Source organism: Actinomyces sp. ICM58 (assembly GCF_000283035.1).
Lineage (GTDB): Bacteria > Actinomycetota > Actinomycetes > Actinomycetales > Actinomycetaceae > Pauljensenia.
Genome location: NZ_ALIY01000057.1, coordinates 1 through 26,959, shown reverse-complemented (window position 1 = coordinate 26,959; position 26,959 = coordinate 1). Strand labels below are relative to the sequence as shown.

The 26,959-nt window shown below is 66.3% G+C and carries 22 protein-coding genes, 1 tRNA gene and 1 pseudogene; 18 read left to right on the top strand and 6 right to left on the bottom strand.

The genetic code is table 11. The annotated features are described in order from the left end of the window. The 13 genes from HMPREF1138_RS11210 to HMPREF1138_RS02885 form a co-directional block, all read left to right on the top strand. Positions 1 to 188 (top strand): hypothetical protein (locus HMPREF1138_RS11210; protein ID WP_009056339.1); only part of this gene is annotated, 188 nt, incomplete at its 5' end. Between the two features lie 219 nt (positions 189 to 407). Continuing rightward, positions 408 to 728, top strand: a complete 321-nt coding sequence (rplU, locus tag HMPREF1138_RS02940; RefSeq protein ID WP_021610652.1) for a 50S ribosomal protein L21 — start codon at positions 408 to 410, stop codon at positions 726 to 728. A gap of 34 nt (positions 729 to 762) precedes the next feature. Beyond that, positions 763 to 1,020, top strand: a complete 258-nt coding sequence (rpmA, locus tag HMPREF1138_RS02935) for a 50S ribosomal protein L27 (RefSeq protein ID WP_003792637.1) — start codon at positions 763 to 765, stop codon at positions 1,018 to 1,020. A 75-nt stretch (positions 1,021 to 1,095) separates the two neighbouring features. Next, complete coding sequence (gene obgE / locus HMPREF1138_RS02930; RefSeq protein WP_009056332.1) at positions 1,096 to 2,619, top strand: GTPase ObgE; 1,524 nt, start codon at positions 1,096 to 1,098, stop codon at positions 2,617 to 2,619. Next, positions 2,616 to 3,743 (top strand): glutamate 5-kinase, encoded by a 1,128-nt coding sequence (proB, locus tag HMPREF1138_RS02925; RefSeq protein WP_039936643.1) that lies wholly within the window; start codon positions 2,616 to 2,618, stop codon positions 3,741 to 3,743. Before obgE ends, proB begins: the two co-directional genes overlap by 4 nt. Positions 3,744 to 3,780: 37 nt before the next feature. Further along, positions 3,781 to 5,061, top strand: a complete 1,281-nt coding sequence (locus HMPREF1138_RS02920) for a glutamate-5-semialdehyde dehydrogenase (RefSeq protein ID WP_009056334.1) — start codon at positions 3,781 to 3,783, stop codon at positions 5,059 to 5,061. Continuing rightward, positions 5,058 to 5,768, top strand: a complete 711-nt coding sequence (gene nadD, locus HMPREF1138_RS02915; RefSeq protein ID WP_009056313.1) for a nicotinate-nucleotide adenylyltransferase — start codon at positions 5,058 to 5,060, stop codon at positions 5,766 to 5,768. Before HMPREF1138_RS02920 ends, nadD begins: the two co-directional genes overlap by 4 nt. 13 nt (positions 5,769 to 5,781) lie before the next feature. Further along, positions 5,782 to 6,207 carry a ribosome silencing factor gene (gene rsfS, locus HMPREF1138_RS02910; RefSeq protein WP_009056349.1) on the top strand — a complete coding sequence of 142 codons (426 nt, stop codon included), beginning with the start codon at positions 5,782 to 5,784 and terminating at the stop codon, positions 6,205 to 6,207. Then, positions 6,204 to 6,938, top strand: coding sequence for a histidine phosphatase family protein (locus HMPREF1138_RS02905; protein WP_009056347.1), 735 nt, complete (start codon positions 6,204 to 6,206; stop codon positions 6,936 to 6,938). Before rsfS ends, HMPREF1138_RS02905 begins: the two co-directional genes overlap by 4 nt. 133 nt (positions 6,939 to 7,071) lie before the next feature. Then, positions 7,072 to 7,144 (top strand) — tRNA-Ala (locus HMPREF1138_RS02900). Between the two features lie 727 nt (positions 7,145 to 7,871). Then, complete coding sequence (locus tag HMPREF1138_RS02895) at positions 7,872 to 9,716, top strand: CAP domain-containing protein (RefSeq protein WP_009056333.1); 1,845 nt, start codon at positions 7,872 to 7,874, stop codon at positions 9,714 to 9,716. A gap of 247 nt (positions 9,717 to 9,963) precedes the next feature. Next, positions 9,964 to 11,208, top strand: a complete 1,245-nt coding sequence (locus tag HMPREF1138_RS02890; protein WP_238318595.1) for an excalibur calcium-binding domain-containing protein — start codon at positions 9,964 to 9,966, stop codon at positions 11,206 to 11,208. Positions 11,209 to 11,603: 395 nt separating this feature from the next. After that, positions 11,604 to 12,425, top strand: coding sequence for a cell wall-binding repeat protein (locus tag HMPREF1138_RS02885; RefSeq protein WP_009056336.1), 822 nt, complete (start codon positions 11,604 to 11,606; stop codon positions 12,423 to 12,425). Between the two features lie 177 nt (positions 12,426 to 12,602). Here the strand turns inward: HMPREF1138_RS02885 and pepN are convergent, their stop codons facing one another. Together pepN and HMPREF1138_RS02875 are read right to left on the bottom strand one after the other, a co-directional pair. Beyond that, positions 12,603 to 15,167: an aminopeptidase N gene (pepN, locus tag HMPREF1138_RS02880; RefSeq protein WP_009056312.1), complete on the bottom strand. Its 2,565-nt coding sequence runs from the start codon at positions 15,165 to 15,167 to the stop codon at positions 12,603 to 12,605. 116 nt (positions 15,168 to 15,283) lie between these two features. After that, complete coding sequence (locus HMPREF1138_RS02875) at positions 15,284 to 17,323, bottom strand: M13 family metallopeptidase (protein WP_009056345.1); 2,040 nt, start codon at positions 17,321 to 17,323, stop codon at positions 15,284 to 15,286. Positions 17,324 to 17,589: 266 nt separating this feature from the next. Here HMPREF1138_RS02875 and glpA point away from each other — a divergent pair, with 266 nt between their 5' ends. From glpA to HMPREF1138_RS02855, 4 genes are all read left to right on the top strand, one after another. Then, positions 17,590 to 19,176, top strand: a complete 1,587-nt coding sequence (gene glpA, locus HMPREF1138_RS02870; protein WP_039936646.1) for an anaerobic glycerol-3-phosphate dehydrogenase subunit GlpA — start codon at positions 17,590 to 17,592, stop codon at positions 19,174 to 19,176. After that, a complete protein-coding gene (gene glpB / locus HMPREF1138_RS02865; protein ID WP_009056344.1) occupies positions 19,173 to 20,423 on the top strand; it encodes a glycerol-3-phosphate dehydrogenase subunit GlpB in 1,251 nt (416 codons plus the stop codon). Before glpA ends, glpB begins: the two co-directional genes overlap by 4 nt. Then, positions 20,420 to 21,703 carry an anaerobic glycerol-3-phosphate dehydrogenase subunit C gene (locus HMPREF1138_RS02860; protein ID WP_009056308.1) on the top strand — a complete coding sequence of 428 codons (1,284 nt, stop codon included), beginning with the start codon at positions 20,420 to 20,422 and terminating at the stop codon, positions 21,701 to 21,703. The genes glpB and HMPREF1138_RS02860 overlap by 4 nt, the downstream gene beginning before the upstream one ends. Positions 21,704 to 21,766: 63 nt before the next feature. After that, positions 21,767 to 22,522: an SDR family oxidoreductase gene (locus HMPREF1138_RS02855; protein WP_009056309.1), complete on the top strand. Its 756-nt coding sequence runs from the start codon at positions 21,767 to 21,769 to the stop codon at positions 22,520 to 22,522. An 84-nt stretch (positions 22,523 to 22,606) separates the two neighbouring features. Here HMPREF1138_RS02855 and HMPREF1138_RS02850 read toward each other — a convergent pair whose 3' ends face one another. After that, complete coding sequence (locus tag HMPREF1138_RS02850; RefSeq protein WP_009056310.1) at positions 22,607 to 23,659, bottom strand: hypothetical protein; 1,053 nt, start codon at positions 23,657 to 23,659, stop codon at positions 22,607 to 22,609. 199 nt (positions 23,660 to 23,858) lie between these two features. On the opposite strand from HMPREF1138_RS02850, the gene HMPREF1138_RS02845 reads away from it, so the two are divergent. Then, positions 23,859 to 24,521, top strand: a complete 663-nt coding sequence (locus HMPREF1138_RS02845; RefSeq protein WP_009056314.1) for a hypothetical protein — start codon at positions 23,859 to 23,861, stop codon at positions 24,519 to 24,521. A gap of 41 nt (positions 24,522 to 24,562) precedes the next feature. Here the strand turns inward: HMPREF1138_RS02845 and HMPREF1138_RS02840 are convergent, their stop codons facing one another. The 3 genes and pseudogenes from HMPREF1138_RS02840 to HMPREF1138_RS02830 all read right to left on the bottom strand — a co-directional run. Next, entirely contained in the window at positions 24,563 to 25,360 is a 798-nt protein-coding gene (locus tag HMPREF1138_RS02840) for a sulfite exporter TauE/SafE family protein (protein WP_039936640.1), read from the bottom strand. Then, on the bottom strand, positions 25,357 to 26,652 hold the full coding sequence (locus HMPREF1138_RS02835; RefSeq protein WP_009056327.1) for an anaerobic sulfatase maturase: 1,296 nt from the start codon (positions 26,650 to 26,652) through the stop codon (positions 25,357 to 25,359). Before HMPREF1138_RS02835 ends, HMPREF1138_RS02840 begins: the two co-directional genes overlap by 4 nt. Further along, a pseudogene (locus tag HMPREF1138_RS02830) lies at positions 26,649 to 26,959 on the bottom strand (ROK family protein); the annotation flags it as partial. The gene HMPREF1138_RS02835 and the pseudogene HMPREF1138_RS02830, both read right to left, overlap by 4 nt.

Below are 26,959 nucleotides of genomic sequence, written 5' to 3'. Positions count from 1 at the left end.
CCGGCGTCGTCGAACCCGACGCTGCGCCGGCCCCGATCGTCGTCGACCTGCCCGCACGCACCCAGACGAGCGAGCCCGCGGCGCCGACGCGCTCGACGGCCGACATTCAGCTGCCCGAGGCGTCCGATCAGCCGCGCGTCAAGCGTCGCCGTCGCGCCGTGTCCACGGGAATCGTGGACGCCGGGTAACGTGTAGGCGGTGAGGGAGGGCCACCTCGGCCCTTCCTTCCGCGCGGGGTGTGGAATCGCACAGCTATTCCGACGAGCCGTCGGCCGCGCCGGGTTGCACTCGGGCGTGTCAATCGGCTAAATTTGATCGTCGGCGCAACAAGTGCCAACGGGATCATGAGAACTTCGCAAGTCCTCGGCAGTTTCGAGGCGGGATCCCGGTTACGAATACGAGAAGAGATGAGCTCCAACGTGGTCTACGCGATCGTCAAGGCTGGCGGCCGGCAGGAAAAGGTGTCCGTCGGTGACGTCGTCGTCGTCGACAAGCTGGCAGAAGAAATCGGTTCGAGCATCGAGCTCCAGCCGCTGATGCTGGTGGATGGCGACGCCATCACTGTTGACGCAGCCAAGCTGGACAAGGTTTCCGTCAAGGCTGAGGTTGTCGACTCGGCCAAGGGCCCCAAGATTTCCATCATTAAGTACAAGAACAAGTCGGGCTACCGCAAGCGCCAGGGACACCGTCAGAAGATGTCGGTCGTCAAGATCACCGAGATCGCCTGAATCCAACGGACCCACGAGCAGAAAGTAGCACCTGATGGCACATAAGAAGGGCCTTGGTTCCTCCCGTAACGGCCGCGACTCGAACGCGCAGCGCCTCGGCGTGAAGCGCTACGGCGGCCAGCTGGTTAACGCTGGTGAGATCCTCGTTCGTCAGCGCGGCACCCACTTCCATCCTGGCGACGGCGTCGGCCGTGGCAAGGATGACACCCTGTTCGCCCTGCGCGCGGGTGCGGTCGAGTTCGGCCGCAAGCGCGATCGCAAGGTTGTCAGCGTTTCGCCGGTCTCTGCCTGAGACCGCGCGCACGAAGGGCGTCCGGCGTTGCCGGACGCCCTTTTCACTATTCATTGTCGGTTGGTAGGAGCACCAGTGGCAGACTTCGTGGATCGCGTGACGCTGCACGCGGCGGGCGGCAACGGCGGCAACGGCGTTGCCTCGATTAAGCGTGAAAAGTTCAAGCCGCTGGCCGGCCCCGACGGTGGCGATGGCGGCAACGGCGGCTCGGTGATCCTGGAGGTGAGCGAGCAGGAGACGACTCTGCTCAACTATCACCGCAGCCCGCACCGCCGCGCCGACAACGGTACCCCCGGCATGGGCGATTTCCGTCAGGGCAAGACCGGCGCGGATATCGTCCTGCCGGTTCCGGAGGGAACGGTCGTCAAGTCGATGTCGGGCGAGCTGCTGGCCGACCTGACCGGCGCGGGCGCGCGCTTCGTGGTCGCCGAGGGCGGCCGCGGCGGCCTCGGCAACGCGGCGCTGGCCTCCAAGGCACGCAAGGCTCCCGGCTTCGCTCTCCTGGGTGAGCCGGGCGAGGAACGCGACGTGGTCCTCGAGCTCAAGTCCGTTGCGGACGTGGCCCTGGTTGGCTTCCCGTCGGCGGGCAAGTCCTCACTGATCGCCGCCCTGAGTTCGGCGCGCCCGAAGATCGCCGATTACCCCTTCACGACCCTGGTTCCTAACCTGGGCGTCGTGTCGGCGGGGGACACACGCTACACGGTCGCTGACGTCCCCGGCCTGATCCCCGGCGCGTCCCAGGGACGAGGCCTGGGCCTGGACTTCCTGCGCCACATCGAGCGCTGCGCCGTCATCGTACATGTCCTGGACACGGCCGCTTTTGAGACCGATCGCGAGCCCGTGGAGGACCTGCGCATTATCGAGGCGGAGCTCGAGGCCTACCAGGGTGACCTCACCCAGGTCGAGGGTTACGTGCCGATCATGGAGCGTCCCCGCGTCATCGTCCTGAACAAGATTGACATTCCCGACGGACGTGACCTGGCCGAGATCACGCGGCCCGACCTCGAGTCGTTCGGCTGGCCGGTCTTCGAGGTGTCCGCCGTGTCCCACGAGGGGCTCAAGCAGTTGTCTTTTGCATTGGCTGGCATCGTCGAGGAGGAGCGCGCGAAGCGCCCCGCCCTCGAGGCCGCCCGCCCCGTTATTCGCCCCAAGGCAGTCGGGCGCAGTGTGGAGATCACGGTGCGCAAGACCCGCAAGGACGGGGAAGAGGTCTACCAGGTGCGCGGCGACAAGCCGGAGCGCTGGGTGCGTCAGACGGACTTCGCCAACGACGAGGCCGTGGGATACCTCGCGGATCGCCTGAACGCCGCGGGCGTCGAGGACGAGCTGATGAAGGCAGGCGCGGTTGCCGGCGACACCGTCGTGATTGGCGACCTGGACGGAGGCGTCGTCTTCGACTGGGAGCCGACCCTCACGACCGGACCGGAGCTGCTGGGCTCGCGCGGCACTGACCTGCGCTTGGAGCAGAATGCGCGTCCGAGCCGCAAGGAACGCCGCGAGGTGTATCACCAGGTCATGGACGCGAAGAGCGCGGCTCGTGACGAGCTGTGGACGGAGCGTGAGGCTGGACATTGGACCGACGCGTCGGATCAGTCATGAGCGGGGTGTCTGGCGCTTCACGCATCGTCGTCAAGATCGGCTCCTCGTCGCTGACGCGCGCGGATGGCGGTCTGGACCTGAACCGTATTGACGCCGTCGCGCGCCTCGTGTCCCGCTGGCGCGGGCGCGATCGGGAGGTCGTCATCGTCTCCTCGGGCGCTGTCGCCGCGGGGCTGGATCCGCTTGGTTTTTCAGCCAAGCCGAAGGATCTGCCCAGCGTTCAGGCAGCTGCCGCGATGGGCCAGGGGCTGCTCATGGCTCGTTGGACGGCCGCGTTCCAAGCTCACCACCTGGACGCCGCGCAGGTCCTGCTGACAACGGACGACGTCATGCGCCGCGACCACTACACGAACGTGCGCGCGTCCCTCACGCGCCTCCTCGGCCTCGGCGTCGTCCCGATCCTCAACGAGAACGACGCTGTGACCACCCGGGAGCTGCGCTTCGGCGATAACGACCGCCTGGCCGCCCTGATCGCCCAGATGATCACGGCTGACGCCCTGGTGCTCCTCACGGACGTCGACGGACTGTACACGGCGCCCCCGGACCACCCGGGCTCGCAGCTGATCGAGCGCGTCGCAGGTGTCGACGATCTCATGAGCGTCCTCGTTACCGGTGCAGGCTCGCGTGTCGGCACCGGTGGCATGGCGACGAAGGTGCAGGCCGCCATGCTGGCGACCGCCAGTGGCATCGGCGTCCAGCTGGCCAGCGCTAACGACCTGCAGGCGGTCCTGGAGGGGACGCACGTGGGCACATGGTTCGAGCCTAGCGCCCAGCGTCCCGCCTCACGGCGCCTCTGGATCGCTCACGTGGCTCCCTCGCGCGGCGAGATCATCGTGGACGAGGGCGCCGCGCGCGCAATTACCGAGGGCAAGAAGTCACTCCTCGTCGCCGGCGTGCACTCGGTGCTCGGGCACTTCGAGGCGGGGGACGTGGTCGACGTGGCGAGCCCGACCGGGCTGATTGCGCGCGGTGTGTCCGGTTACGACTCGGACACCCTCGCCGAGGTTGCGGGTGCAGGCATGGAGCAGCTGGCAGCAGCCGGCTTCGAGCACCCCAGGCCCGCCATTCACCGCGACGACCTTGCGGTGTTGGGCGACGCATTTTCTGCGATGGGTGCGGACTGACACGGTCCGAATGCCACTCGTGTGACATGATGTGCGAGTGGATACTGCTGCAGACATTTCCCAGGTGACCGACGCCGCCCGCGATGCGGCGCGCGTGCTCGCAGGCGCGACAACTCACGCGAAGAACCGCGGACTTGAGGCAATTGCGGCTGCGCTCGTGGAGCGCGCCGACCAGATCCTGGCCGCGAATGCTGAGGACGTGGCGCGCGGTCGCGCCGAGCACATGAGTGACGGGCTGCTCGACCGCCTGGCGCTGACGAAAGACCGTCTTCGCTCCATCGCCGACGCCGTCCTCGAGATCGTGGCGCTGCCTGACCCGGTCGGCCAGGTCGTGCGCGGAAGCCGCACGGACATCGGCCTGCGCGTCACGCAGGAGCGCGTGCCCCTGGGCGTTATCGGCATCATCTACGAGGCCCGCCCCAACGTGACGATCGACGCGGCCAGCCTGGCGATCAAGGCGGGAAACGCCGTCATCTTGCGCGGGGGAAGCGCCGCCCAGGCCTCGAACCGCGTCCTCATCGAGGTGTGCCGTGACGCGCTGACCTCGGTCGGCCTGCCCGCAGACGCGATCCAGAGCGTCGACGAGTGGGGCCGAGCGGGTGCCCGAGCCATGATGCGCGCCCGCGGGGCCATTGACGCGCTCATTCCGCGCGGGGGAGCCGGGCTCATCAACGCCATCGTCGAAGAGTCGCGCGTGCCCGTCATCGAGACGGGAACAGGCAACTGCCATCTCTACGTCGATGCCTCGGCTGACCTGGACGCCGCCGAAGCAATCATCATGAACGCCAAGACGCAGCGCGTGGGCGTGTGTAACGCGGCGGAGACGCTGCTGGTGCACGCCGACGTTGCCCAGCGCTTCCTGGCCGCCGCGATCACGCGCCTGACGACGGCCGGCGTGACGATCCACGCCGACGAGGCCGCCCGGGCCATCGTGGACGGCCAGCCCTCGATCGACGCCGACATGATCGTGCCCGCCACCGAGGCCGATTGGGAGACTGAGTATCTCTCGATGGACCTGGCGGTGCGCGTCGTTGAGAGCGTCGAGGAGGCCACTGATCACATCCGGCGTTATTCGACCGGGCACACCGAGGGGATCGTCGCATCCGACGTGGCGGCCATTGCCGCCTTCCGGGCGGGAGTCGACGCCGCCGCCATCGCCATCAACGCCTCGACCCGCTTCACGGATGGCGGACAGCTGGGCCTCGGCGCGGAGGTCGGGATCTCGACCCAGAAGCTCCACGCGCGTGGCCCCATGGGGCTCGCGGAACTGACGACGACCACCTGGATCTACGAGGGGGAAGGAACCATTCGCCCGTGAGCGCGCAGGAGAAGGAACCCGCCCCGGCCTCGGGCGGCGCAGCGATCGAGAAGACCACTGAGGCAACGGCGGGCGCCACCGCAGCCCCAGCCCTGCCCCAGCATCCCCCGCGCGCCCTGCGCAGGAGGCGGGCGATCGGCATTATGGGCGGAACCTTCGACCCCATCCATCATGGGCACCTCGTCGCCGCGTCGGAGGTCATGGACGTGTTCGGGCTCGACCAGGTCGTATTCGTACCCGCCGCCGTGCAGCCGTTCAAGGCGGATCGGCGCGTCACGTCGGCCGAGCACCGCTACCTGATGACCGTCATCGCGACCGCCTCCAACCCTCGGTTCGCCGTCTCACGCGTCGACATCGACCGGGGTGGGACGACCTACACGATTGACACGCTGGCCGACCTGTCCGCGGAATACCCGGACTCGGACTTCTACTTCATCACTGGCGCCGACGCGCTGGCGCAGATCGCGCAGTGGAAGGATGCCGACAAGCTTTTCGAGCAGGCGCACTTCATCGGTGTGACGCGCCCCGGGCACAACCTGTCGGATCCCGGCCTGCCGCGCGAGTCCGTGTCCCTGCTGGAGGTTCCCGCCATGGCTATCTCCTCCACCGACTGCCGTTCGCGCGTTGAGGAAGGAAAACCCGTGTGGTACCTCGTGCCCGACGGCGTCGTCCAATACATCAACAAGTACGGCCTCTACCGGTCCTAACGCAAGGAGAACAGTGAGCCTTCCCGACGCTACCGCAGAACTGGCGAGCCTGGTTGCTCGCGCCGCATATGACCGCGGCGGCATCAACCCCGTGCTCGTGGACGTGACCAGCAAGCTCGCTCTGGCCGATGCCTTCGTCGTCGTGTCTGCGCCGACCGACCGTCAGGTTCGCGCCATCGCCGAGGACATCATGGACCGGCTGTGGGCCGAGCACGGCCGCCGACCCACGCACATCGAGGGCCGCGCCGAGGGAACCTGGGTGCTGCTGGACTACTCGGAGCTGCTCGTCCACGTGCTCTCCGAGGAGGAACGCGACTACTACGCGCTCGAGCGCCTGTGGGGCGATTGCCCCGCGCAGGCGATCGATGTGGACACGGACGAGGCCCGCGCGGCCGCGGCCGAGCGTGCAGCGGCGCACGGCGCGGAGTCCGCGCAGTGACCGCGTCTCGGATCGTCCTGCTGCGCCACGGCCAGACTGACTTCAACCTGCAGCGTCGCTTCCAGGGGCACATCGACAAGCCCCTGAACGAGGCCGGGCGCTCCCAGGCGGCGGGGGCAGCAGGCGTGCTCGTGAGCCGCCTGTGCGAGCCGAGCGCCGAGGTGGGCATGATCACCGCTGAGAACACGCGCAGCTACGACGATGGGGGAGTGCGCATCGTGAGCTCGCCCCTGGGGCGGGCGCTGGAGACCGCGCGTATTGTCGCGCGCGTCTTCGACATTGCCGACTACCCCTGCGAGGGCCCGTCCAGCGACGAACGGCTCACGGAACGCTACTACGGGACCTTCGAGGGCAAGACCTACGAGGAGATCGCGCGCGATCAGCCCGAGGCCTACGCGCAGTATCGGGCCGACGGTGAATGCGAGATCGCCGAGGTGGAACGCTCCGAGGCCGTGGGAGCGCGTTTCCGCGATGCCGTCCTGGAGGCGGCGGCCGGGTGCCGGTCCGACCAGTCACTCATCGTCGTCTCGCACGGTTCCGCGATCGCGCGCGGCGTCGTGTCCCTGCTCGGCCTCGATCCCGCAGACTTCAACGGGCTGCGCGGCGTCGATAACTGCCACTGGTCGGAGCTCGTGCCTGTCGGCGTCTCGACGGCCAAGAGCGCGGCGCGCACCGGCTGGCGTCTGGCCTCGCACAATATCGGCGCGCGCGAGGATATCCTGGGCGCGTAGCCTCCTGGATCTGGTGCCCCTTCTGTGAAGATAACTGACATGCTTGTGATGAGCGACACTCGATTTTAATTTGCGCTTCCTTCTTCGGGTTGGCTATTATTTATCAGGTCGCCAGGGCGACGAACTAAATAACGGGGCTATGGCGCAGTTGGTAGCGCGCTTCCATGGCATGGAAGAGGTCGGGGGTTCGAATCCCCCTAGCTCCACAGAAATTCCGGTGCTCGGTCAGCGAGCGCCGGTTTTTTGTTGTCTGCTCTGGCTGCTTGCCGCGTTGGGGTTATAGGACACTGGGGTTATAGGACACTGCGTGTTGCTGGAGGGGTGACTTTTCGGCTTGCTGGTGAGGAAAAGTCGGTGTTTTAGTTGGTTGGAACCAACTATGAGGATGGACAAATCGTGTTGCTGAAAGGGTGACTTTTCGGCTTCGTCACGCGGGAAAGTCGTTATTTTAGTGGGGTGCGTGCGCCTCGTTCCAGTGAATACTGCATCGCGGGCCTGTGTGTGGCCCCATGATCCGTCACGGTAAGACGCTGGCAGGTCGCCTGCGTCGACGGTGTCCACCGCACGAGGCGACCGACTGGGCCATCGGCTGCGCCATCGGCGGCGGCGCGTAACCCAACCCGAAGGATACAAAACGATTACACCACTCCACAGGACTTGACCCGTTGGGGAGGGCAAGCGGATTGTTGCGACCTGCTATCGGTCGGAAATCTGATGCCCTGGTCATGATGATGGTTGCGAAACGGTAAGTGCACGGTCGGGAAATATAACGTTTTGGTATCGAAATGTGGGATGTTCAAAATCTGTCAAACCTTGAAAGCGTTGAAAACTCGGTCATTCACCTGTAATCGCTTACTGGGAAAAGCTTGAAATTACGTGTACCGCATGGAAAGATTTACCTGTCTTTGTTCCATAGTGTTAGGCCGGTCGTCAATGTCGTTCCAGCTCACCCGCACCCACACGTCGGTGGTCCTCGCTGCCACCACGATTGCGGCGTCCCTCGTCGTGATCCCCTCCCTGGCCGAGGGTACCGGCGCCTCGCAGGATGCCTTCTGCAACTCCCTCGTCGGTGCCGATGCTCGCATCAGCTCCGAATACAACCCGCTTCTCGCCAGCTACGCCTCTGCCGTCGCGGGTAAGCCTGCGTCCGCTACCGCGGACCCTGCGCGCGAGGCTCAACTGCGCAACGACCTTGCGAACGCGCAGGCCGCGCTTGAATCCGCTCAGCAGGGAGTGGCTCAGTCCAACCCCTCCGTGGGCGTCGCCCCCAGCGACAATGCCAGCACCAGTGATCGCGGCCTGGACTGGGTTGACTGGTCACAGGTTGACTATGACACCCAAGCTAAGATCATTGAGGCCCTTATCGTTCAGAAGATGAACGCCTACCGGGCCAACGCGGGCTTGCCTGAGCTGGTCGTTTCGGACACGCTGACCACCGACTCTCGTGGGTGGAGCAAGCATATGTCCGACACCGACGACTTTAACCATGATCCGGTCTTCAAGTACTGGAACGGCGTGACGCTCGATGGAGGCGAAACGAGCTACGCAGGCGAAAATATTGCCTACAACCACCTCGAAAACTACGGCGATAAGTGGGGGGCCTACGGCACGACCAAGAACCCCATGCAGGCCGCTGACGCCCTCTTCGATCAGTGGAAGAACTCCTCGGGGCACGACAAGAACATGCTCGCCCAGAACAATGTTGTTGGTGTGGGTGTGCACATCGCTCGGCACAGCGAGGGTACCCGCGTGTATGGTACCCAGAAGTTCTACGCGATCACCGGCGGTTCGCCCACGATCTCGCGCTTCCATACGACGGGCGACACGGCCTCGGCCTACGGTTTCGACGGCGCAGCCTTCAATGCCGACAATACGAACTACGTGTCCGGACTGGCCGGCTCTGGCGACGCGCAGCGTGCGAACTCCTGGCAGAACAAGGTTGGCTCCCTCCCGGGTGTCGCCCTGCCTGTCGATGTGAACCAGCTTCCCGCTAAGGCCGGTTCTGCCGCTCCCTCTACCCCGGCTCCCGCTCCCGTCGAGACCGACACCTCGGTCGATGCCAACCAAGCCGTCGTTGACGCGCAGGCGAGCGTCGATGCCGCTCAGTCCGCCCTGGACAGCTACCTCGACTCCGTCGCCAACGAGCAGTCCACCGTGAGCCCGGCGGATATTGACGCTCAGCTTGACGAACTCGCCGCCGATATCGCGGCTCAGACGTCCGTGCGTCCCGAGAAGGACGGCGGCGTGACGATGCAGGGTGGCGACGACAATGGCCGCTACCTGACTGCCGAGCAGTATCGCAATGCCCTGACGGCCTGCACGACGAGCGCCGGCGGTTATGACCCCGCCAAGCCCGCCGATCAGACAAATGTCCCGAACCCGTCGATCGGCCAGCCCACGCAGCAGCCCAGCGCTCCGGCTCCGTCGACCCCGGCCGAGAATCCCTCGGTTGGCCAGCCCACGCAGCAGCCTAGCGCTCCGGCTCCCTCGACCCCGGCTGAGAATCCCTCGGTTGGCCAGCCCACGCAGCAGCCCACCACTCCGGCTCCTTCGACCCCGGCCGAGAATCCCTCGGTTGAGCCCTCCACTCCGGCTCCGGGGGCTGGCACTCCCACCGCAACCATTCCCGCCGTGAGTTCGGAACCGTCTCCGTCGCAGGTTCGTACTGACACCCTCGCTGCCACGGGTAGCTCCGCCGTGTGGGTCGCGGTTGGCGCGGTAGCGGTCCTCGTTGCTGGTATCGGTGCGCTCGTCGCATCGCGCCGCGCGAAGAACTGACACAGTCAGAAGCGCCCCACCGATGAGAATGCTCGTCGGTGGGGCGCTTTCTAGTGTTCGGGGTTCGAGGGACGAGGTGTGACGCGAGCCTCGTGAAATGCTTGTCTGTTGGAGACCACATGTCTATACTCGGTAAATGGATGTTGCGAAACTGATGCAACCCTGGTGGCCCGAGGTGCGAGCTGTCCCATCGGAGGAACAGTGTGTCTTCGTGGCACCGCTACTGAAAGGAAGATAGGTGCGCTCTATGAACGTGCGTCGAAGCATGATCGCGGCCCTGAGTGCCGCAGTTGTCGCCGCCGGTGTTGTCGTGCCCGCATATGCGGCTGACGGTGACCCCACGCCCGCCCCGGATCCCTCGCCTTCTGCTGAGCCGACGGCGTCGCCCACCGCAGATCCCACGCCCGCCCCGGATCCCTCGCCTTCTGCTGAACCGACGGCGTCGCCCACCCCGGACCCTACGCCCACCGCGGACCCCACGCCGACCCCGGACCCTACGCCGGCCCCTGAGCCTGCGCCCGTGCCTCGTCCCAGCTGGAAGCGGGACGCGGTCGGCTGGTGGTATGACCTGGACAATGGGGGATTTGCGCGCGGCGAGGTTCGCGAGATCGATGGGGTGACGTACCGCTTCGACGGTAACGGCTACATGGTGACTGGCTGGTACGGCTCCGCGGGTTCGTGGGAGTATTACGCCGCTTCGGGAGCGCAGGTGCGCGGGTGGTCGGAGATTCAGGGTGTCTGGTATTACCTGGATCCTGAGACCGGCGTGATGCGCACTGGCTGGCAGAAGATTGGCGCGTCCTGGTACTACCTGGATGTGTCGGGCGCGATGGCGACGGGCTGGCTCTCTCAAGGGGGCGTCTGGTACTACCTGGATGCCTCTGGTGCGATGGTGACCGGCTGGAGTGCCGTCGGTGGTACGTGGTACTACTTCCGTGACTCCGGGGAGATGGTGACCGGCTGGGTGAAGGTTGGGGCGACGTGGTACTTCCTCGGCGGCTCCGGTGCGATGGTGAGCGGCTGGCTGAATCTGTCGGGAACCTGGTATTACATGGATCCTTCTGGCGCGATGGTAACCGGGTGGAGAGCCATCGGTGGTACGTGGTACTACTTTGCTTCATCCGGGGAGATGGTGACCGGGTGGCTGAATCAGTCGGGTACCTGGTATTACCTGGGCGGCTCCGGTGCGATGGTGACCGGGTGGCTGAATCAGTCGGGTACCTGGTACTACCTGGGCGCCTCTGGCGCAATGGTGACGGGCACGCAGTGGATCGGCGGCGAGCGTCACTGGTTCTATGATTCGGGCGCCTGGTGGGGTGCGTATCCTGTGGCGTCGAGCGGGTCGGGCGCCGCGTCCTCATCGCGCACGTATCGCAATTGCGCCGAGGCTTGGAATGCGGGTGCTGCCCCTCTGCATCGGGGGCAGGCCGGCTATAGCGCGGACCTGGATCGAGATGGTGACGGCGTCGCCTGCGAGGTTCGTCCTTACTGAGTGAGCGTGTCTCCTGCCGCGCCCTGGCCTCGTCGATGAACGAGGTTGGGGCGCGGTTGTGCGTTGGGTGTCAAGTTGGTGGGGGGATGGGGCGCACATATTTTCCGGTCAGTCAGTGTGGCATTCAGGTTTGACGCAATGAGTGATCGCATTTAGTAACGGGCATGATGTGCTTGTCGTTTCGGTGGTTGATAGTCGTGAGGTGACAGCTCTGTGAGGGGCGCCATGTGATGCGCGACATGGTGGGCCAGTAATGCTTGATTGTTGACAAACCATTATGTATACTCAGTAACGCATTAGCGCGGAACCATAGCACGCTTCTTCGAAGGACCATCCGTTCGGGTGACCTGACAACTGCATGCGATGCCGCCCCCACACCTGAGAGGAACCCACAGATGCGTCCCATCACTGCCCGCACGTTCATGATCGCCGCCGTGAGCGCTGCCGTTCTCGCCGGAACCGTCGTTCCCGCCAACGCCGCCGACCTGACCGACCCCGCGGCGCCCACCGAGGTCGCCGTCACCGCCGCCGATCCCGCTAAGGACGAGGCCGCCGCCGATCCCGCTAAGGACGAGGCCGCCGCCGATCCCGCCAAGGACGAGGCCGAGGCCAACGACCCCGCCGCAGACGAGGCCGGCGCCGACAAGGGCACGTTCGCCTCCTGGAAGCAGGACGCCATCGGATGGTGGTTCGACTTCGGCGACGGCACCTACGCCAAGGATGAGCAAATCGAGATCGACGACGCCATCTACCGCTTCGATGCGCGCGGCTACATGATCACCGGTTGGCACAACCAGGAGGGCATGTGGGAGTACTACGCGCCCTCCGGCGCCCAGGCCTTCGGCTGGAACGTCATCGACGGCTCCTGGTACTACCTGGACCCCGAGACTGGCATCATGCACACCGGCTGGCTGGAACTCGACGGCACCTGGTACTACCTGAACGCTTCCGGCGACATGGCCATGGGCTGGATCAAGTACAACAACGAGTGGTACTACCTGGGCGGCTCCGGCGCGATGGTCACCGGCTGGGCCCAGGTTGGCGGTACCTGGTACTACATGAACCAGACCGGCGTCATGCTCATCGGCTGGGTCAACGTGAATGGCACCTGGTACTTCCTGAACGCCTCCGGCGCGATGGTCACCGGCATCCAGTGGATCGACGGCGAGCGCCACTGGTTCTACGGCAACGGCGCCTGGTGGGGCGTCTGGAACTGACGCGCGAGCTCCCAGTGAGCATCGCTCACTGACACGCACTCACACACACGGCCCCGGCCTCGTTTATAACGAGGCCGGGGTACTCGCACTCAAGTCGGTGACGGTGCGTATGCGGAAGAAATGCGCACAGGGGGCGTGGCCACGCGACCACGCCCCCTGGCGTCTGAGAGAAGCGAATCAGCCCGCGTCCACCGCCTGGTTGGCGATCTGACGCTCACACACGTCGATGAGCTCGCGGATGATGCGCAGCGTGCCCGCCGACGCGTCGGCGTGAGCCTCGATCCAGGCCTTGCCGGAGGCGACCACGTCGACCTCGGGCGCGTAGCCGGCGAGCGCGGTTGGGAAGAGCAGCGTCGTCAGGTCCTCGGCGGTGTGGAAGGTGAAGCGCTCCCAGATGCCCGCCAGGGCCTCGAAGTACTCGCCCACGTAGCCGGCGTAAGCCGACGGGGTCGTGCGAGCCTGCGCCCAGAAGCCCGAGATCATTGCCCAGCGCGTGTCGTTGGGGATGGTCGTATCGGATAGGACCTTGTCCCACACGTCAGCCTTGATCCACTCGCCCGACCGCGCGGCGCGGCAGGCCGCGGCGTTCTGATGGCCGGTCATCGTGTCATCGTCGGCCTCGAGGGCGTCGATGTCGGCCTCGGCGGCGGCGTCTCCGCGCACGAGAGATACGAGCAGATCCCACTTGAGATCGACGTCCAGGTCCAGGCCATCCAGCGTCTGAGTGCCGTCGAAGAGACCGCGGATAGCCTCGAACTGCTCGGAGCTGGTCGCGTTACGGGCGGCCGCGGCCACGAGCATACGCTGCGCGTCCGACCCGGAGGCGGCGGTGCGAGCCAGGAGGAGCAGGCGTCGGCCTGTGTCCTCGGCGGCGTCCGCGCGGTACTGGGGCGCGACGAAGGTGCGCACGGCCTCGTCAATGTGGCGCAGGGTCAGCATGAGCAGGCTCATGTTGTCCTCGACCGGGATCGAGGTCAGCGCGAGGTTCAGGTAGTCGCGGGCGGGCATCTCGCCGTCGCGGGTCATATCCCACGCGGAGGCCATGACGACGCCGCGGGTCAGGGAGTCCGTGAACTTCGTGATGTTGGAGATCGCGAAGGTCAGGGACTGTTCGTCCAGGCGAACCTTCGCGTATCCGAGGTCGCCGTCGTTGACCAGGATGAAGTCAGGACGGGCGATGCCCGCGGCCGCCTCGACGATCGTGGACGCGCCGTCCACATCGAGCTCGTCGCGGAAGACCTGGGCCAGCGTGCCCTCTTCGTTCAGCGAGTAGCCGGCGACGCCCAGGCGGTGCGGACGCAGGGAGGCTCCCTCGGAGAAGGCCTCCTGGACGACCTCGAGGCGTTCGATCGTGCCGTCCTCGCCGGTCGTGATGACCGGACGCAGCAGGGTCACGCCGGCCTCCTCCAGCCACACCTTCGACCAGGCCGCCAGGTCGCGGCCCGACGCGGCCGCCAGCTCGGAGAGCAGGTCGTCCAGCGTGGCGTTGGCGTAGGAGTGCTTCGTCAGGTACTCGTGCAGGCCCGCGAAGAATGCGTCGCGCCCCACGTAGGAGACGAGCTGGCGCAGAACGGAGGCACCCTTGGCGTAGGTGATGCCGTCGAAGTTGACCTCGACGTCGGCCAGGTCCCGGATCTCGGCCGTGATCGGGTGGGTGGTGGGCAGCTGATCCTGCTTGAGGCCCCAGTCCTTGCGGACCATGAAGCCCGTCCAGCCCTCGGTGTACTTCGTGGCCTCGGCCAGGGCCAGGTGGCTCATGAACTCGGCGAAGGACTCGTTGAGCCACAGGTCGTTCCACCACTTCATAGTGACCAGATCGCCGAACCACATGTGCGCGAGCTCGTGCAGGATCGTGTTGGCGCGAGCCTCCATCTGAGCCTCGGTGGGACGCGTGCGGAACACGTAGGCGTCGCGGAAGGTCACGCAGCCCGCGTTCTCCATGGCGCCCGCGTTGTACTCGGGCACGAAGATCTGATCGTACTTCGTGAAGGGGTAGGCGATGCCGTAGGCGCCCTCGAAGAACTTGAAGCCGCGACGGGTGATGTCGATGATCTCGTCGGCGTCCAGGTGTTCGATGATCGAGGCGCGAGCGTACACGCCCAGGTCAATCGTGCGCCCGTCGGAGGAGGTGAGCGAGGCCGTGGTGCCCTGGTAGGGGCCCGCGACGATCGCGGTGATGTACGTTGACATCTTCTCCGTAGTCGCGAAGCGGTAGGTCCACGCGTCACCCTCTTCCTCGGGGGAGGGGGTGGGCGCGTTGGAGAAGACCTTCCAGCCCTTGGGGGCCTTCACGGTCAGGGTAAAGGTCGACTTCAGGTCGGGCTGCTCGAAGGTCGTGTAGACGCGGCGTGCGTCCGGGACCTCGAACTGAGAATAGGTGTACGCCTGGCCATCCGCGGGATCGACGAAGCGGTGCAGGCCCTCACCGGTGTGCATGTACTGGCAGGACGCGTCGACTTCGAGCACGTTGTGTTCCGCCAGGTTATCCAGGGCGATGCGGTTGTCCTGGTGGGCGGAGAAGGGGTCGAGGGCATTGCCGTTGAGGCGAATCGAGTGGACGTTGTTGGAGACGAGGTCCGCGAACGTGGAGGCGCCTTCGCGCGCGTCGAACTCGATGCGGGTGAACGAACCGAAGTCGGTGTCGCCGCGCGTGAGGTCCAGCGAGATCTCGTAGCGGGTCACGGAGGAGATGATCGAGGCGCGCTCGGTCGCTTCCTCGCGCGTGAGGTTCAGGCCTGGCATGGGGTGCCTTTCCGTCGATGGAATGGGGGGCGCTGTCGCGCCAAGCATTCCTATGGTGTCATGTGTTGCAGGTGGATGCGCGGGGCGCGCCGACTTTTGTCGGCTGGGACACGCTTTTACCAGATGGTGACTCGCTGAGCGGGATCGAGCCACATGCCGTCTCCTGGCTTGACGTCAAACGCCGCGGCGAATGCGTCGAGGTTGCGCAGCACCTGGTTGCAGCGGAACTCGGCGGGGGAGTGGGGGTCGATGGCTAGCATCTGGCGCGCGAACTGGGGGCGAGTCGCGGTGCGCCAGGCACGGGCCCACGAGAAGAAGAAGCGTTGCGGGCCGGTCAGCTCGTCGATGACGGGAGCGGTCTGCGGGGTGAGGCCCTGCTCGGCCAGGGCTGCCACCCACGCCTTCCACGCGATTGTCATGCCGCCCAGGTCGCCGATGTTCTCACCGATGGTCAGTGCGCCGTTGACGTGGGGGAGCGAACGCTCGGCGCCGTCCTCCCCGGCGTCCTCGCCTGCCTCGTCGCTCGCGGCGGAGGCCAGCGCGGCAGGGGTGAGAACATCGTACTGACCGATCAGGGCGTGGGTGCGCTCCTCGAAGGCGGCCCGGTCTTCGTCGGTCCACCAGTTCGACAGGTTGCCCGCCCCGTCGTAGCGCGAGCCCTGGTCGTCGAAACCGTGGCCGATCTCGTGGCCGATGACCGCTCCGATTGCGCCGAAGTTGACCGCGTCATCCGCCTGCGCGTCGAAGAAGGGGGGCTGGAGGATCGCTGCGGGGAAGACGATCTCGTTCTGCGTGGGGTTGTAGTAGGCGTTGACCGTCTGCGGGGTCATATACCACTCGTCGCGGTCGACGGGGCCCCCGAGCTTGCCCCACTCGCGGTCGGTCGCGTGGGCGCTGGCGGCCCGCACGTTATCAACAAGCGTGGCGGAGGGGTCCAGGTGCAGCGTGGAGTAGTCGCGCCACTTGGCGGGGTAGCCGATCTTCGGGTTGAAGGTCGCCAGCTTGGCCAGCGCCTTCTCCTTCGTTTCGTCACTCATCCAGTCCAGGCCTCGGATCGACTCGCCGTAGGCGTCGAGCAGGCGGCGCACGAGTGCGTCCATCGCGTCCTTGGCCTCGGGCGGGAAGTGGCGGGCGACCCAGGCCCGTCCCATGGCCTCGCCCAGGTAGGACTCGATGAGGGACAGTGCGCGCTTCCATCTGGGGCGCAGCTCCTGCGTGCCCGCCAGTGTGCGGCCGTGGAAGTCGAAGTTCTCCTGGACGAAGTCGGCGGAGAGCAGGGATGCGCGGGCGTCGATGGCCGAGGCACTCAGCCACTCCTTGAGCGTCGCCAGGTCGGTGCGCTCCCACAGGGAGGCAGCGCCGCGCAGGTAGTCGGGCTGATCGACGTTGACGACGAGGCCGCAGACGGGCATGTGGGCACCGCGCGCCCACGCGTCCCAGTCAAAGCCGGGGGCGAGGGTATTGAGCTCGCTCCACAGGGTCGGGTTGTCGGACAGGAGGGGGTCGCGGTTGGAGACCGAGTCGCGGTGGTGCGAGGCCAGGGCCGTCTCCAGCGCCATGATGCGCCTCGCCGCGCCGTCGGGGTCGGGCATGCCCGCCAGCGACAGGAGACGCCCGGTGTGGGCGACGTAGGCCTGGCGGATCGGCTCGTAGTCGTCCTCGCGGTAGTAGGCCTCGTCGGGCAGCCCGATGCCGGACTGGACCAGGGAGACCATGTAGGAGGAGGAGTCGTGCGGGTCGGTGCCCACGTAGGCCCCCACCAGGCCTCCGATGCCCGCGCGCATGAGCGCGCCCATGGCCTCGGCCAGCTCCGCGCGCGTGTCGCACGCCTCGATGACGTCCAAGTCGGCGCGCAGAGGGGCGGCGCCGGCCTCCTCGATGGCGTCCTCGTCGAGGAACTGCGTCCACAGGGTCGCGATGCGCGATGCGTCCGCGTCGTCGAGGGTGCCCGCGGCCGCGTCCTGGGCAATTGCGCGGGCATATTTCTCGGATGCGTCGCGCAGTGCGTGGAAGGCGCCATCCATCGGGCGGTCGGCCGGGATTTCGTGGGTCGCCAGCCAGGTCCCGTTCACGTGGCGGTAAAAATCGTCTTGGGGGCGCACGGCGCGGTCCATGTTCGCGGTTTCGAGGACTCGTGCGAGCAATGAGTTCGTCATGCCTTAACTGTAGGGGGTTTCGTGCCGATCGCGCGTGACCTAGAGATTTTGGTGACGCGACCACCGATTTACGTGATAGTCGTGGGCTGTAATTACCGGTTTTCCCGGTTATTCCGGGGCTGGAAGTGCGAATGCCACTTTTGCGCGCGCTGTGCGTGCACATATGTGCACAGGGGTCTGCGAATTCATTCAAACAAGGGTGTGTGGGGCAGAATTGTAAGCGCAATGAGGCACATCCTCATGAAGACGTGAAGGGAAATAACACGGTGAAGACACTTCGCACTGACGTGTGCGTCATCGGTGGCGGATCCACCGGTGCCGGCGTCGTCCGCGACGTCGTGATGCGCGGCTTCTCAGCGGTCCTCGTCGACCGGGCCGATATTGCCCAGGGGACCTCCGGTCGCTTCCACGGCCTGCTCCACTCCGGTGCTCGCTACATTGCCTCCGACCCCGAGTCAGCCACTGAATGCGCAGAAGAAAACGAGATCGTCAAGCGCATTAACTCCAACGCCATCGAGGCCACCGGCGGCCTCTTTGTGGTGACCGCTCACGACGATGAGGAGTACGCGGACCAGTTCCTGGCCCGCGCCGCCGCCGCACAGGTGCCGGCGGAAGAAGTCTCCATCGCCGAGGCTCTGCGACGCGAACCCCGACTGGACCCGCGCATCAAGCGCGCGTTCGCCGTTCAGGACGGAACCGTCGACGGCTGGCAGATGACGTGGGGCGCGATCCGCTCCGCTCAGGCCTATGGCGCGCAGATCCTGACCTACCACCGCGTCACCACCATCGAGCGTGACGGCGACCGCATTTGCGCAGTCATCGTCCACGATGAGCGTGGCGGTGAAGATATTCGCATCGAATGCGGCTTCGTCCTGAACTGCGGCGGTCCCTGGGCGGGCACAATCGCGGGCATGGCCGATTGCCACGGCGTCGACGTCGTCGCCGGTGCGGGCATCATGATCGCCATGAACCACCGCCTCACCCACTCGGTCATCAACCGCTGCGTGTGGCCTGCCGACGGCGACATCCTGGTGCCCGACCACACGGTGTGCATCATCGGTACCACCGACCTCAAGTCCGACGACGCCGACAACCTGCCCATCCCCGCCGACCAGGTCCAGCAGATGCTCGACTCGGGCGAGGCCATGATTCCCGGCTTCCGCAAGGCCCGCGCCGTCCACGCGTGGGCGGGCGCTCGACCCCTCATCAAGGACTCTCGGGTCTCGGAGACCGACACCCGCCACATGGCGCGCGGCATGAGCATCATCGACCACAACACGCGAGACGGCGTCTACGGCATGCTCACCATCGCCGGCGGTAAGCTCACCACCTACCGCCTCATGGCCGAGCGCATCGTCGACATCATGTGCTCGGAGATGGGCGAGACCCGCCCGTGTAGGACCGCCGACGAGGCCGTTCCCCCGGCCAAGGAGGCGCGCCTGTACACGATCGGCCACCGCCTCGACAACGTCGAGTCGCGCAACGACGGCCCCACGCACGAGCAGATTATCTGCGAATGCGAGATGGCCACCCGAGCGATGCTTGAAAACGTCATGGACACCCTGCCCAAGGGACAGCTGGACGACGTTCGCCGCCAAATGCGCCTGGGCATGGGCCCGTGCCAGGGCGGATTCTGTTCCCAGCGAGCCGCCGGAATCGCCCACGAGCGCGGCGACATTGATTCGATGCGCGCCAACGGCCTGCTGCGCCTGTTCCTGAAGAACCGTTGGATCGGTCTGTGGCCCATCCTGTACGGCAAGCAAGCCAGGCAGGCCGTGCTCGACGCCTGGATTCACGAGGGCACGCTCGACGTCGAGCACTTGCCCGCAGCCAAGGAAGAGGTCGTTCGATGAGAGACGTCGTTATTATTGGCGCTGGACTGGCCGGGCTGGCCGCCGCGATCAAGGCCGCCGATGCGGGTCTGAGCGTCACCCTGATCACCAAGGGCGTTGGCGGCATCCAGCTCGGCACCGGCACGGTCGACATCCTCGGCTACGGCCCGGACCCGGTCGAGGCGCCCCTGGACGCGATCCCCGCGCACGTCGCCTCGCGCCCCACTCACCCCTACGCCCACGTGAGCCCCGAGCAGGTCGGTGCCTCGGTCGCGTGGCTGCGGGACATCGTCGGGCCGGACGCCCTCGTCGGTGATGAGACGCGCAACGTGCGCATTCCCACCGGAGTCGGCGCCCTGCGCCCCACCTGCCTGATTCCTCCCTCGATGCAGGCCGGAATCCCCCAGGCGGGCGCCCGCTACGCGATCGTGGGCCTGGCGCGCTTCAAGGACTTCTACCCCAGCCTCGTCGCCGAGAACCTGTCGCGTCAGACGGGCCCCGACGGCGCCCCGATCAAGGCGCGCGCCCTAAGCGTCGACTACGTGGTGCGCGAGGGAGAGATCGACTCCGTGGGAACCGTGCACGCGCGCAGCCTCGACCACGAGGAGAACCGCGCGCGTCTGGCCGCCCAGATTCGCCCTCTCCTGGAAGACGGTGAGATCGTTGGCCTGCCCGCCGTCCTCGGCCTCGACGATCCGCGAGCGTGGCGAGACCTGGCGGACAAGCTAGGACACCCGGTCTTTGAGATCCCGGTCCAGCCCCCGTCGGTGCCCGGCATGCGCTTGAATGCGTCGCTGACCCGCTTGGCTTCCGCCAAGGCGCGCGTCGTCCTCGGCTCGCCCCTGAAAGCCCTGCACACCGCCGACGGGCGCGTTCAGGCCGTCGAATACGCCAGCGCAGGACGCGCTACCCGCGTGGAGACGCGCGCCGTCATCCTGGCGGCCGGTGGATTCGAGTCCGGCGCTCTGGAGATGGACTCCTATGGCGTCGTGCGCGACACCGTGTGTGGCCTGCCTGTCATGGGCCCCACCGGTCAGCTGCTGCACGCCGACTTCTGGGGCGAGGAACAGCCCCTGTTCCTGGCGGGATTGGCCGTCGACGACTCCATGCGCGTCGTCGACGAAAACGGCAAGGCCGTGTACACCAACCTGTTTGCCGCGGGCGGCAACCTGGCCGGCGCCACCCGCTGGCGCGAAAAGAGCGGCGAAGGCATCGCTCTGGCCAGTGCCCTGGCCGCCGTTGACGCGATCGTGGAGGAGCTGAAATGACCCTGGAGATGTCAACGCTGATGGGACCGGGCGTGGAAGAAGCCGACGTGTTCTCCCTGGAGGGTGATGCCGCGCTGCGTGCCAGCCTCGACTCGTGCGTGAAGTGCACGATCTGCGAGACTCAGTGCCCCGTCATGCGCGTCACTGATCTGTTCGGCGGCCCGAAGTACTCCGGCCCGCAGGCCGAGCGCTTCCGCAAGGACGGGCAGATGGTCGATAAGTCCATCGACTACTGCTCCTCGTGCGGCACCTGCTCGCTCGTGTGCCCCCAGGGCGTGAAGGTCACCGAGATCATCCACCACAGGCGCACTGCGATGAAGGAAGCGCACGGCATCCCCATGCGCGACCGCCTCATCGGGCGAACCTCGCTGATTGGCACCATGATGACCCCGGTCGCCCCCATCGCGAACTGGGCGCTCGACGTCAAGCCGATCCGTGTGGCGATGGAGGCCATCATTGGCGTGCACCGCTCGGCCCCCATGCCGCGCGCCTACGGGCGTACCTTCGAGGGCTGGTTCAAGAAGCACACGCCCCTGCCGAACTCCGGCACGCGCGGCCAGGTGATCTTCTTCCACGGCTGCGCCGGCCAGTATTTCGAGGTCGAGACCTCGATCCACTCGGTCATGGTGCTCGAGCACCTCGGCTACGAGGTCCTGGTCCCCAAGCACGGGTGCTGCGGCCTGGCCCTGCAATCCAACGGCCTGTACAAGGATGCGCGCAAGTACGTCTCGAAGCTGACGAACGACCTGCGCACGGTGAACCGCGATGCGCCGATCATCTCCGCGTCGGGCTCGTGCGCGGGCATGCTGCGCCACGAGGCGCACGAGATTCTCGAGATGGACACCCCGGAGCTGAGCGATGTGGGTAGCCGCATGTGGGATATCAGCGAATTCCTGCTGCACCTGTACGACAAGGGTGAGCTGGACACGAACTTCCAGCACATCGATGTCACCATCCCGTACCACGCGCCCTGCCAGGTCAAGTCCCAGGGCCTGGGCAAGCCGGCCATTGAGCTGATGAGCCTGATTCCCGGCGTGACCGTCAAGGACTCCGAGCAGCCCTGCTGTGGCATTGCGGGTACCTACGGCATGAAGAAGGAGAAGTACGCGATCGCCCAGGCCGTGGGCGCCCCCGTCTTTGACTTCATCAAGCAGGTCAACGCCGAGCTGGCGGCCTGCGACACGGAGACGTGCCGCTGGCAGCTGCGCACGGCAACGGGCGCGAACGTCGTCCACCCGATCTGGCTGATCCACAAGGCCTACGGCCTGCCCAACGGCTGAAGCCTCACGCAGTATCCCCGGGCGCGCGAGACAATGCGTGCCCGGGGATATTAGTGTGTGCCTATGAGCGTCTCTCGTCGCGTTGTTGTCACTGGTGCCTCCACCGGAATTGGGTGGGCCACCGCCCGCCTGTTGGCCCAGCGGGGGTGGAGCGTCGTCGCGGTGGCGAGGCGTCGCGAGCGCCTGGAGGCTCTCGCGGCCGAGATCGGCTGCGAATACTGGGCGGCGGACCTCACCGATGAGGCACAGGTGGAAGTGATGGCCGCCCACGTCCTGGAGGGTGGTCCCGTGGATGCGCTGGTCAACAACGCCGGAGGTGCTATCGGCGTCGACCGTGTGGCGGAGGGGGACCCCGCGAGGTGGAGCGCGATGTTCGAGCGCAACGTGATGACGGCCCTGCACTGTACGCGCGCCTTCCTGCCGGGGATGCGCGAGCGCGGGGGAGACCTCGTCTTCCTGACTTCGACCGCCGCCCACGACACCTACCCGGGAGGCGGGGGGTATGTCGCCGCCAAGCACGCCGAGCGCATCATCGCCAACACGCTGCGCCAGGAGCTGGTGGGTGAGCCCGTTCGCGTCATCGAGATCGCGCCGGGCATGGTGCGCACGGAGGAGTTTTCGCTCAACCGGCTCGGCTCCCAGGAGGCGGCCGACCGCGTCTACGAGGGGGTTGCGCAGCCCCTCGTCGCCGAGGATATTGCGGAGGCGATCGTGTGGACCCTGGAGCGCCCGTCCCACGTCAATATTGACTCGATGATCGTGCGCCCGGTGGCCCAGGCGACGAACACCCTCGTGGCCCGCACGGCCCCAGAGGCGTAGGCGGCGAGCCCGCGCGAGGCAGTGGGACGAGGCCGGGGCGGGCTGGCGCACGGCGAGCGGTGAGCGTCCCCGGCCTCGTTCCTGCTACTTGGTCCAGCCCAGGACGCGCACGACGCCCGGGACGTCCTCGGTGGTCGTCGTGACCTGGGTTGCGTCGCCGCCTGCGACGGGAGCGACGAAGAGGGGGAGCGAGAGGTCGGAGTAGGGGTCCTTGGGCGACGCGTACAGTACCATCTGCGTGCCGTCGGGGCTCACGGCTAGCCATCCTTCGATGGTGTGAGTGCTCTCCAGGCCGGGCAGAGCGACTTTCGTCCAGTTGGAAACGAGCCGAGTCTGGTCCGCCGGGGTGGTCTGGGCGAGAGGCGTGCCGGGCTTGGAGTAGATGGTGCCTTGGTCGATCGTGAGGCACGTGCCGTCGGGGGTGACGGCGTCCGCGCCGAAACAGCCGACACCGGCCTCGTTGGCGACCCACATCGCGGTTTTGGTGCGCTGGATGGACAGGTCGGGCATGACTTGGAATCGTGCGTAGTTTTCGACCGTGAAGTCTGTGGGAACGGACTCGGGCGCTTCAGTTTCTGAGGGGAAACGGTAGATTGTGCCAACGCGATCCGATGCGGCGTCCTTGTCGATGTGAGCCACGTAGATGGCTCCGTCGGGGCCGAATTGGGCGAAATGATTGGACACGGGGGTGTGTCCGCTCGGCGTGGGAATCGCGTCGTTGAGGACGGTGAGCGTGCCGTCCGTGGAGACCACGGCTACCTTTTCGTTCTCGCCGTCGTTGTTTGCGACGATCATGCGCGAGAAGTCGGGGGAATAGCACTGCATATGCTCGCACATGTACCCCGGTGCGGACAGGTACTCGCTCGGGAAGGTGAAGGTGCGCGTCGCAGTGATCGTGCCCGATTGCGGGTCGATGGCCCGCACGGTGGTGACCGTCGTGTCGATGCCAGCGTCGGAGGCGGCGAAGATGATGCCGGACATGGGGGCGGTTGCGGGGTCTTGGGAGGCGGTGGGCCCGCCGGAGGAGGGGTCCGATGGCACGCCGGTCGTGGAGGGGGTCGAGGAGTGGGCGCAGGCGCCCAACGCCAGGACGCAGGTGGCGGCGAGCAGGGCGGACGACAGGGTTTTGATGGACATGTGGCACCTCTTGAGGATGATCGGCGGGTGTCGAACGTTGCAGGATAGAGGTGAGCTGATAAACAAAGCAAGCCTCAGAAGGTGATGTGCGACACCTAAAATTTCATAGCGTTTTCACAGTTTCGCCATAAGGTCCGCTTATGTGCCGCTCCTAATCTGCGAGACAATGATGCACAATTCAGCAGAAAGGAGCGTCCCCATGTCGGAGGACAACAAGAACCTGGCGAGTAACACCGAACGCACCTCGATCCTGCCCCAGTCGGAGCTGCAGGCCGTGGATCAGACCGAAGTCCTGCCCATCCACGCGTCTGAGGCGGAAACGGCGCAGATGCCTCCCGTTGCTCAGGAGGAAACCGGCAATGCGTTTGCCGGCACGCGCCTGGAGTCTGTCGCGGAGGCTTCTGCCGACGATCAGTCGGATGACGAGGCCGTGTCGGCTCGTGCCGCGACAGTCGAGCCCGCATCGAAGAAGACCTCGTGGGGCAAGCGCGCAGCTATCGCTGGTGCCGCAGCAGCACTGCTGTCCGTCGGCTTCGGCGCGGGCATCATCACGCATGCAGCCATCCTCGGCGACGGCGAGGACTTCTATGAGCAGGGCTACGAGGACGGCTACAACGACCAAGGATACGGCGACGAGGACGAGGACTGGGAGTCGAACAGCGGGGACCAGCAGGACCAGAATGTTGGCCCCGGCGGTGGTCAGCCCAGGCCTGGTACCGACCAGCAGGGGCCGGGTTCCCAGCAGGGCGATACAGGCAGCACCCGCCCGGGACCTCCTCCGGAGGGCGGCCGAGGCCCCGGTAGCACCCGCAGTGGGGGTGAGGACGTGAGCGGCCAGGAATTCGATACGAGCGCCAGCTGATCGCTGAGGGTGCGCGAGGTGGTCTGCGTCTCGCGCGCCCTCTACGCGAGCGTGGCCACCAGAGTCGAGATAGCCACCCCGACCAGGAGTGCCGCAAACACGAGGCCGAGGACGCGATTCGAGACGCGGGTCGTGAGCCGAGCACCCGCAAGCCCGCCGAGCATCGATGAGCCGGCAAAACACGCGACCATCGCCCCGACCTCAGGCGTGAGCGTCAGCGAGCCCGACAAGGCGCGCGAGACCAGGCCGAAAGCAGCGGTGATCACCATAACCAGCAGGGACGTGGCGGATGCCCGCTTCATCGGGTAGCGCAGCGCCAGGTGCAGCGCGGGCACGATCGCAAAGCCTCCGCCGACCCCGAAAAAGCCGGTCAGAAAACCCGTCAGCGTCGCGAGAACGACAACGCGCACAGCCGTGGGTGCACCCGAGGAGAGACGCGAGCGCACCGAAGCCCCGGCCTCGTCCACGGGCGTAGCGCTTGCGCGCAGCTGAGAGCGCACCATGCACGCCGCAACCATGGCCAACAGAGCGCAAAAGGACAGCATGAGGGCACGCGAGGGCACAAGCGGGCTCAGGGACGAGCCCGCCCACGTGCCCCCCAGGCCCGCGAGCGCGAAGAGGGTACCGTCGCGCCACGCGACATCGCCCCCGCGCCCGCGCATTGCCAGGGACACGGCGGCCGTCAGCCCCACGATGATGAGGGACAGGCCCGTCGCCTGATGGGGATCACGGCCCAACACGTACACCAACACAGGAACCGACAGAATGCCACCACCCGCACCGAGGGAGCCGACGACGACGCCCACGACGATGCCGATGAGCACAGCCGACACAATCACGACCGCACCCCGGCTATGGACGCGGACTTGGCCGGCGAGGAGGCGGGGGAGGGGAGGCAAACCCCGAGGGAGACCGCCACAGCGGGATCCATGATGTCCGAGGCAGGCCTGCCCGCCGCGATCAGCATGCCTATCGCGCGCAGGACTGGGGTGGCGTGCTCGTAGAACGCCCGGTATCCCTCGCACAGGTAGTTGTGCGCCCCGTCACCGCGTCGGACGAAACGGTCTTTCGGGCACCCACCCCAGCACAGCCGCAGGTGCGGGCACGCCCGACACTGCGCGTCCACATCCGGCTTCAGGCGCGCGAAATCGCCCATCCTGGGAGAAGACGCCAGATCGGCGAAGGACGAGGAATAGATCGACCCCACCAGCCAGTCCGGCTCCACCCAGTGATCGCAGGCGTACACGTCCCCGTTGAACTCCATCGCCATGTTCACCCCACACGTTCGCGCGTGCACGCACACCGACGCCGATCCAAACATGGCCGCCAGGGTCGAATCAACATCCTGGATGAAAACCTCGCCCACGTCGCTACGCACCCACTCGTCGAACACCTCACACAGGAAACGCCCATAACCAGACGGCGAGGTCGAACGGCTCGTCACGCAGTCCCCGTCTTGGCGATACAACAACGCCGATGTTCCGGACCGCCAGCCACGTTCAGCCTGGGCCAGGTCCGCGGCGCGTACCCGCTCCACAATGGGAATGAACTGCAGGTACCGTGCTCCCAGCTCGTCACGGAAATAGCGGTAGACCAGCGAGCCGTGCTCCTCATTCGCGGCGTTGACCGTGCACAGAATGTTCGCCTCAACCCCCGCGCGCACGAGCTTCTCCCAGCCGCGCACCACCATCGCATGAGTGCCGCGCCCGCCGCGGTTCACCCGATAGGCGTCGTGCAGGGGAGCGGGCCCGTCAATCGACACGCCCACCAGGAAGCCGTGGTCCGCGAAAAAGCGCGCCCACTCTTCGGTCACCAGCGTCCCGTTGGTCTGCAGAGCGTGACGCACCCGCTGAGCGGGGCGACGGTAGCGCTCGCACAGTTCCATAAGGTGTTCGAAAAAGCCGAGACCTCGCAGGGTGGGTTCCCCGCCCTGCCACAGCATCGTCACCTCGCCGTCGGGACTCGACTCAAGGAACGCTTCCACGTAGCGATCCAAGGTCCCCTCCGACATGGTCTGGGCCCCCGCGTCGTACAACAGCTCCTTCGACAGGAAAAAACAATACTGACAGTCCAGGTTGCAGGCCGCCCCCGTCGGCTTGGTGACGACCGAAAAAGGAATCCGACGAGTCATGAGCCGTCGCCTTCATCCGCGGACCCCAACGTCAGGGGCGTGCGCTCGCGGTCGTCTTCTTCCGGCGCGCGGTGCGCCGCGACGTAGGCGCACCCCTGGGCCGCCCCGAGGGGGCCGAGGGAAGCGCCGACCACGTCAATATCCCACTCCATGACCGGCAGCAGCTCCGCTCGCATGTGGGCGGCGATGTCCTCCTTGATGGAGGGGAACGCGTCCACGATCTCGCCCGCCAGGATGATCGCTCTCGGGTTGATGAGAAGGCCGGCCGACCCCAGCACGTAGCCGACGGCCGCCGCGGCGCGCTCCA

Excerpts from the sequence above, each read along its gene's own strand:
- rplU (WP_021610652.1), top strand. The coding sequence starts at position 408 with ATGAGCTCCAACGTGGTCTACGCGATCGTCAAGGCTGGCGGCCGGCAG.
- rpmA (WP_003792637.1), top strand. The coding sequence starts at position 763 with ATGGCACATAAGAAGGGCCTTGGTTCCTCCCGTAACGGCCGCGACTCG.
- proB (WP_039936643.1), top strand. The coding sequence starts at position 2,616 with ATGAGCGGGGTGTCTGGCGCTTCACGCATCGTCGTCAAGATCGGCTCC.
- HMPREF1138_RS02895 (WP_009056333.1), top strand. The coding sequence starts at position 7,872 with ATGTCGTTCCAGCTCACCCGCACCCACACGTCGGTGGTCCTCGCTGCC.
- HMPREF1138_RS02890 (WP_238318595.1), top strand. The coding sequence starts at position 9,964 with ATGAACGTGCGTCGAAGCATGATCGCGGCCCTGAGTGCCGCAGTTGTC.
- HMPREF1138_RS02885 (WP_009056336.1), top strand. The coding sequence starts at position 11,604 with ATGCGTCCCATCACTGCCCGCACGTTCATGATCGCCGCCGTGAGCGCT.
- pepN (WP_009056312.1), bottom strand. The coding sequence starts at position 15,167 with ATGCCAGGCCTGAACCTCACGCGCGAGGAAGCGACCGAGCGCGCCTCG.
- HMPREF1138_RS02875 (WP_009056345.1), bottom strand. The coding sequence starts at position 17,323 with ATGACGAACTCATTGCTCGCACGAGTCCTCGAAACCGCGAACATGGAC.
- glpB (WP_009056344.1), top strand. The coding sequence starts at position 19,173 with ATGAGAGACGTCGTTATTATTGGCGCTGGACTGGCCGGGCTGGCCGCC.
- HMPREF1138_RS02860 (WP_009056308.1), top strand. The coding sequence starts at position 20,420 with ATGACCCTGGAGATGTCAACGCTGATGGGACCGGGCGTGGAAGAAGCC.
- HMPREF1138_RS02855 (WP_009056309.1), top strand. The coding sequence starts at position 21,767 with ATGAGCGTCTCTCGTCGCGTTGTTGTCACTGGTGCCTCCACCGGAATT.
- HMPREF1138_RS02850 (WP_009056310.1), bottom strand. The coding sequence starts at position 23,659 with ATGTCCATCAAAACCCTGTCGTCCGCCCTGCTCGCCGCCACCTGCGTC.
- HMPREF1138_RS02845 (WP_009056314.1), top strand. The coding sequence starts at position 23,859 with ATGTCGGAGGACAACAAGAACCTGGCGAGTAACACCGAACGCACCTCG.
- HMPREF1138_RS02835 (WP_009056327.1), bottom strand. The coding sequence starts at position 26,652 with ATGACTCGTCGGATTCCTTTTTCGGTCGTCACCAAGCCGACGGGGGCG.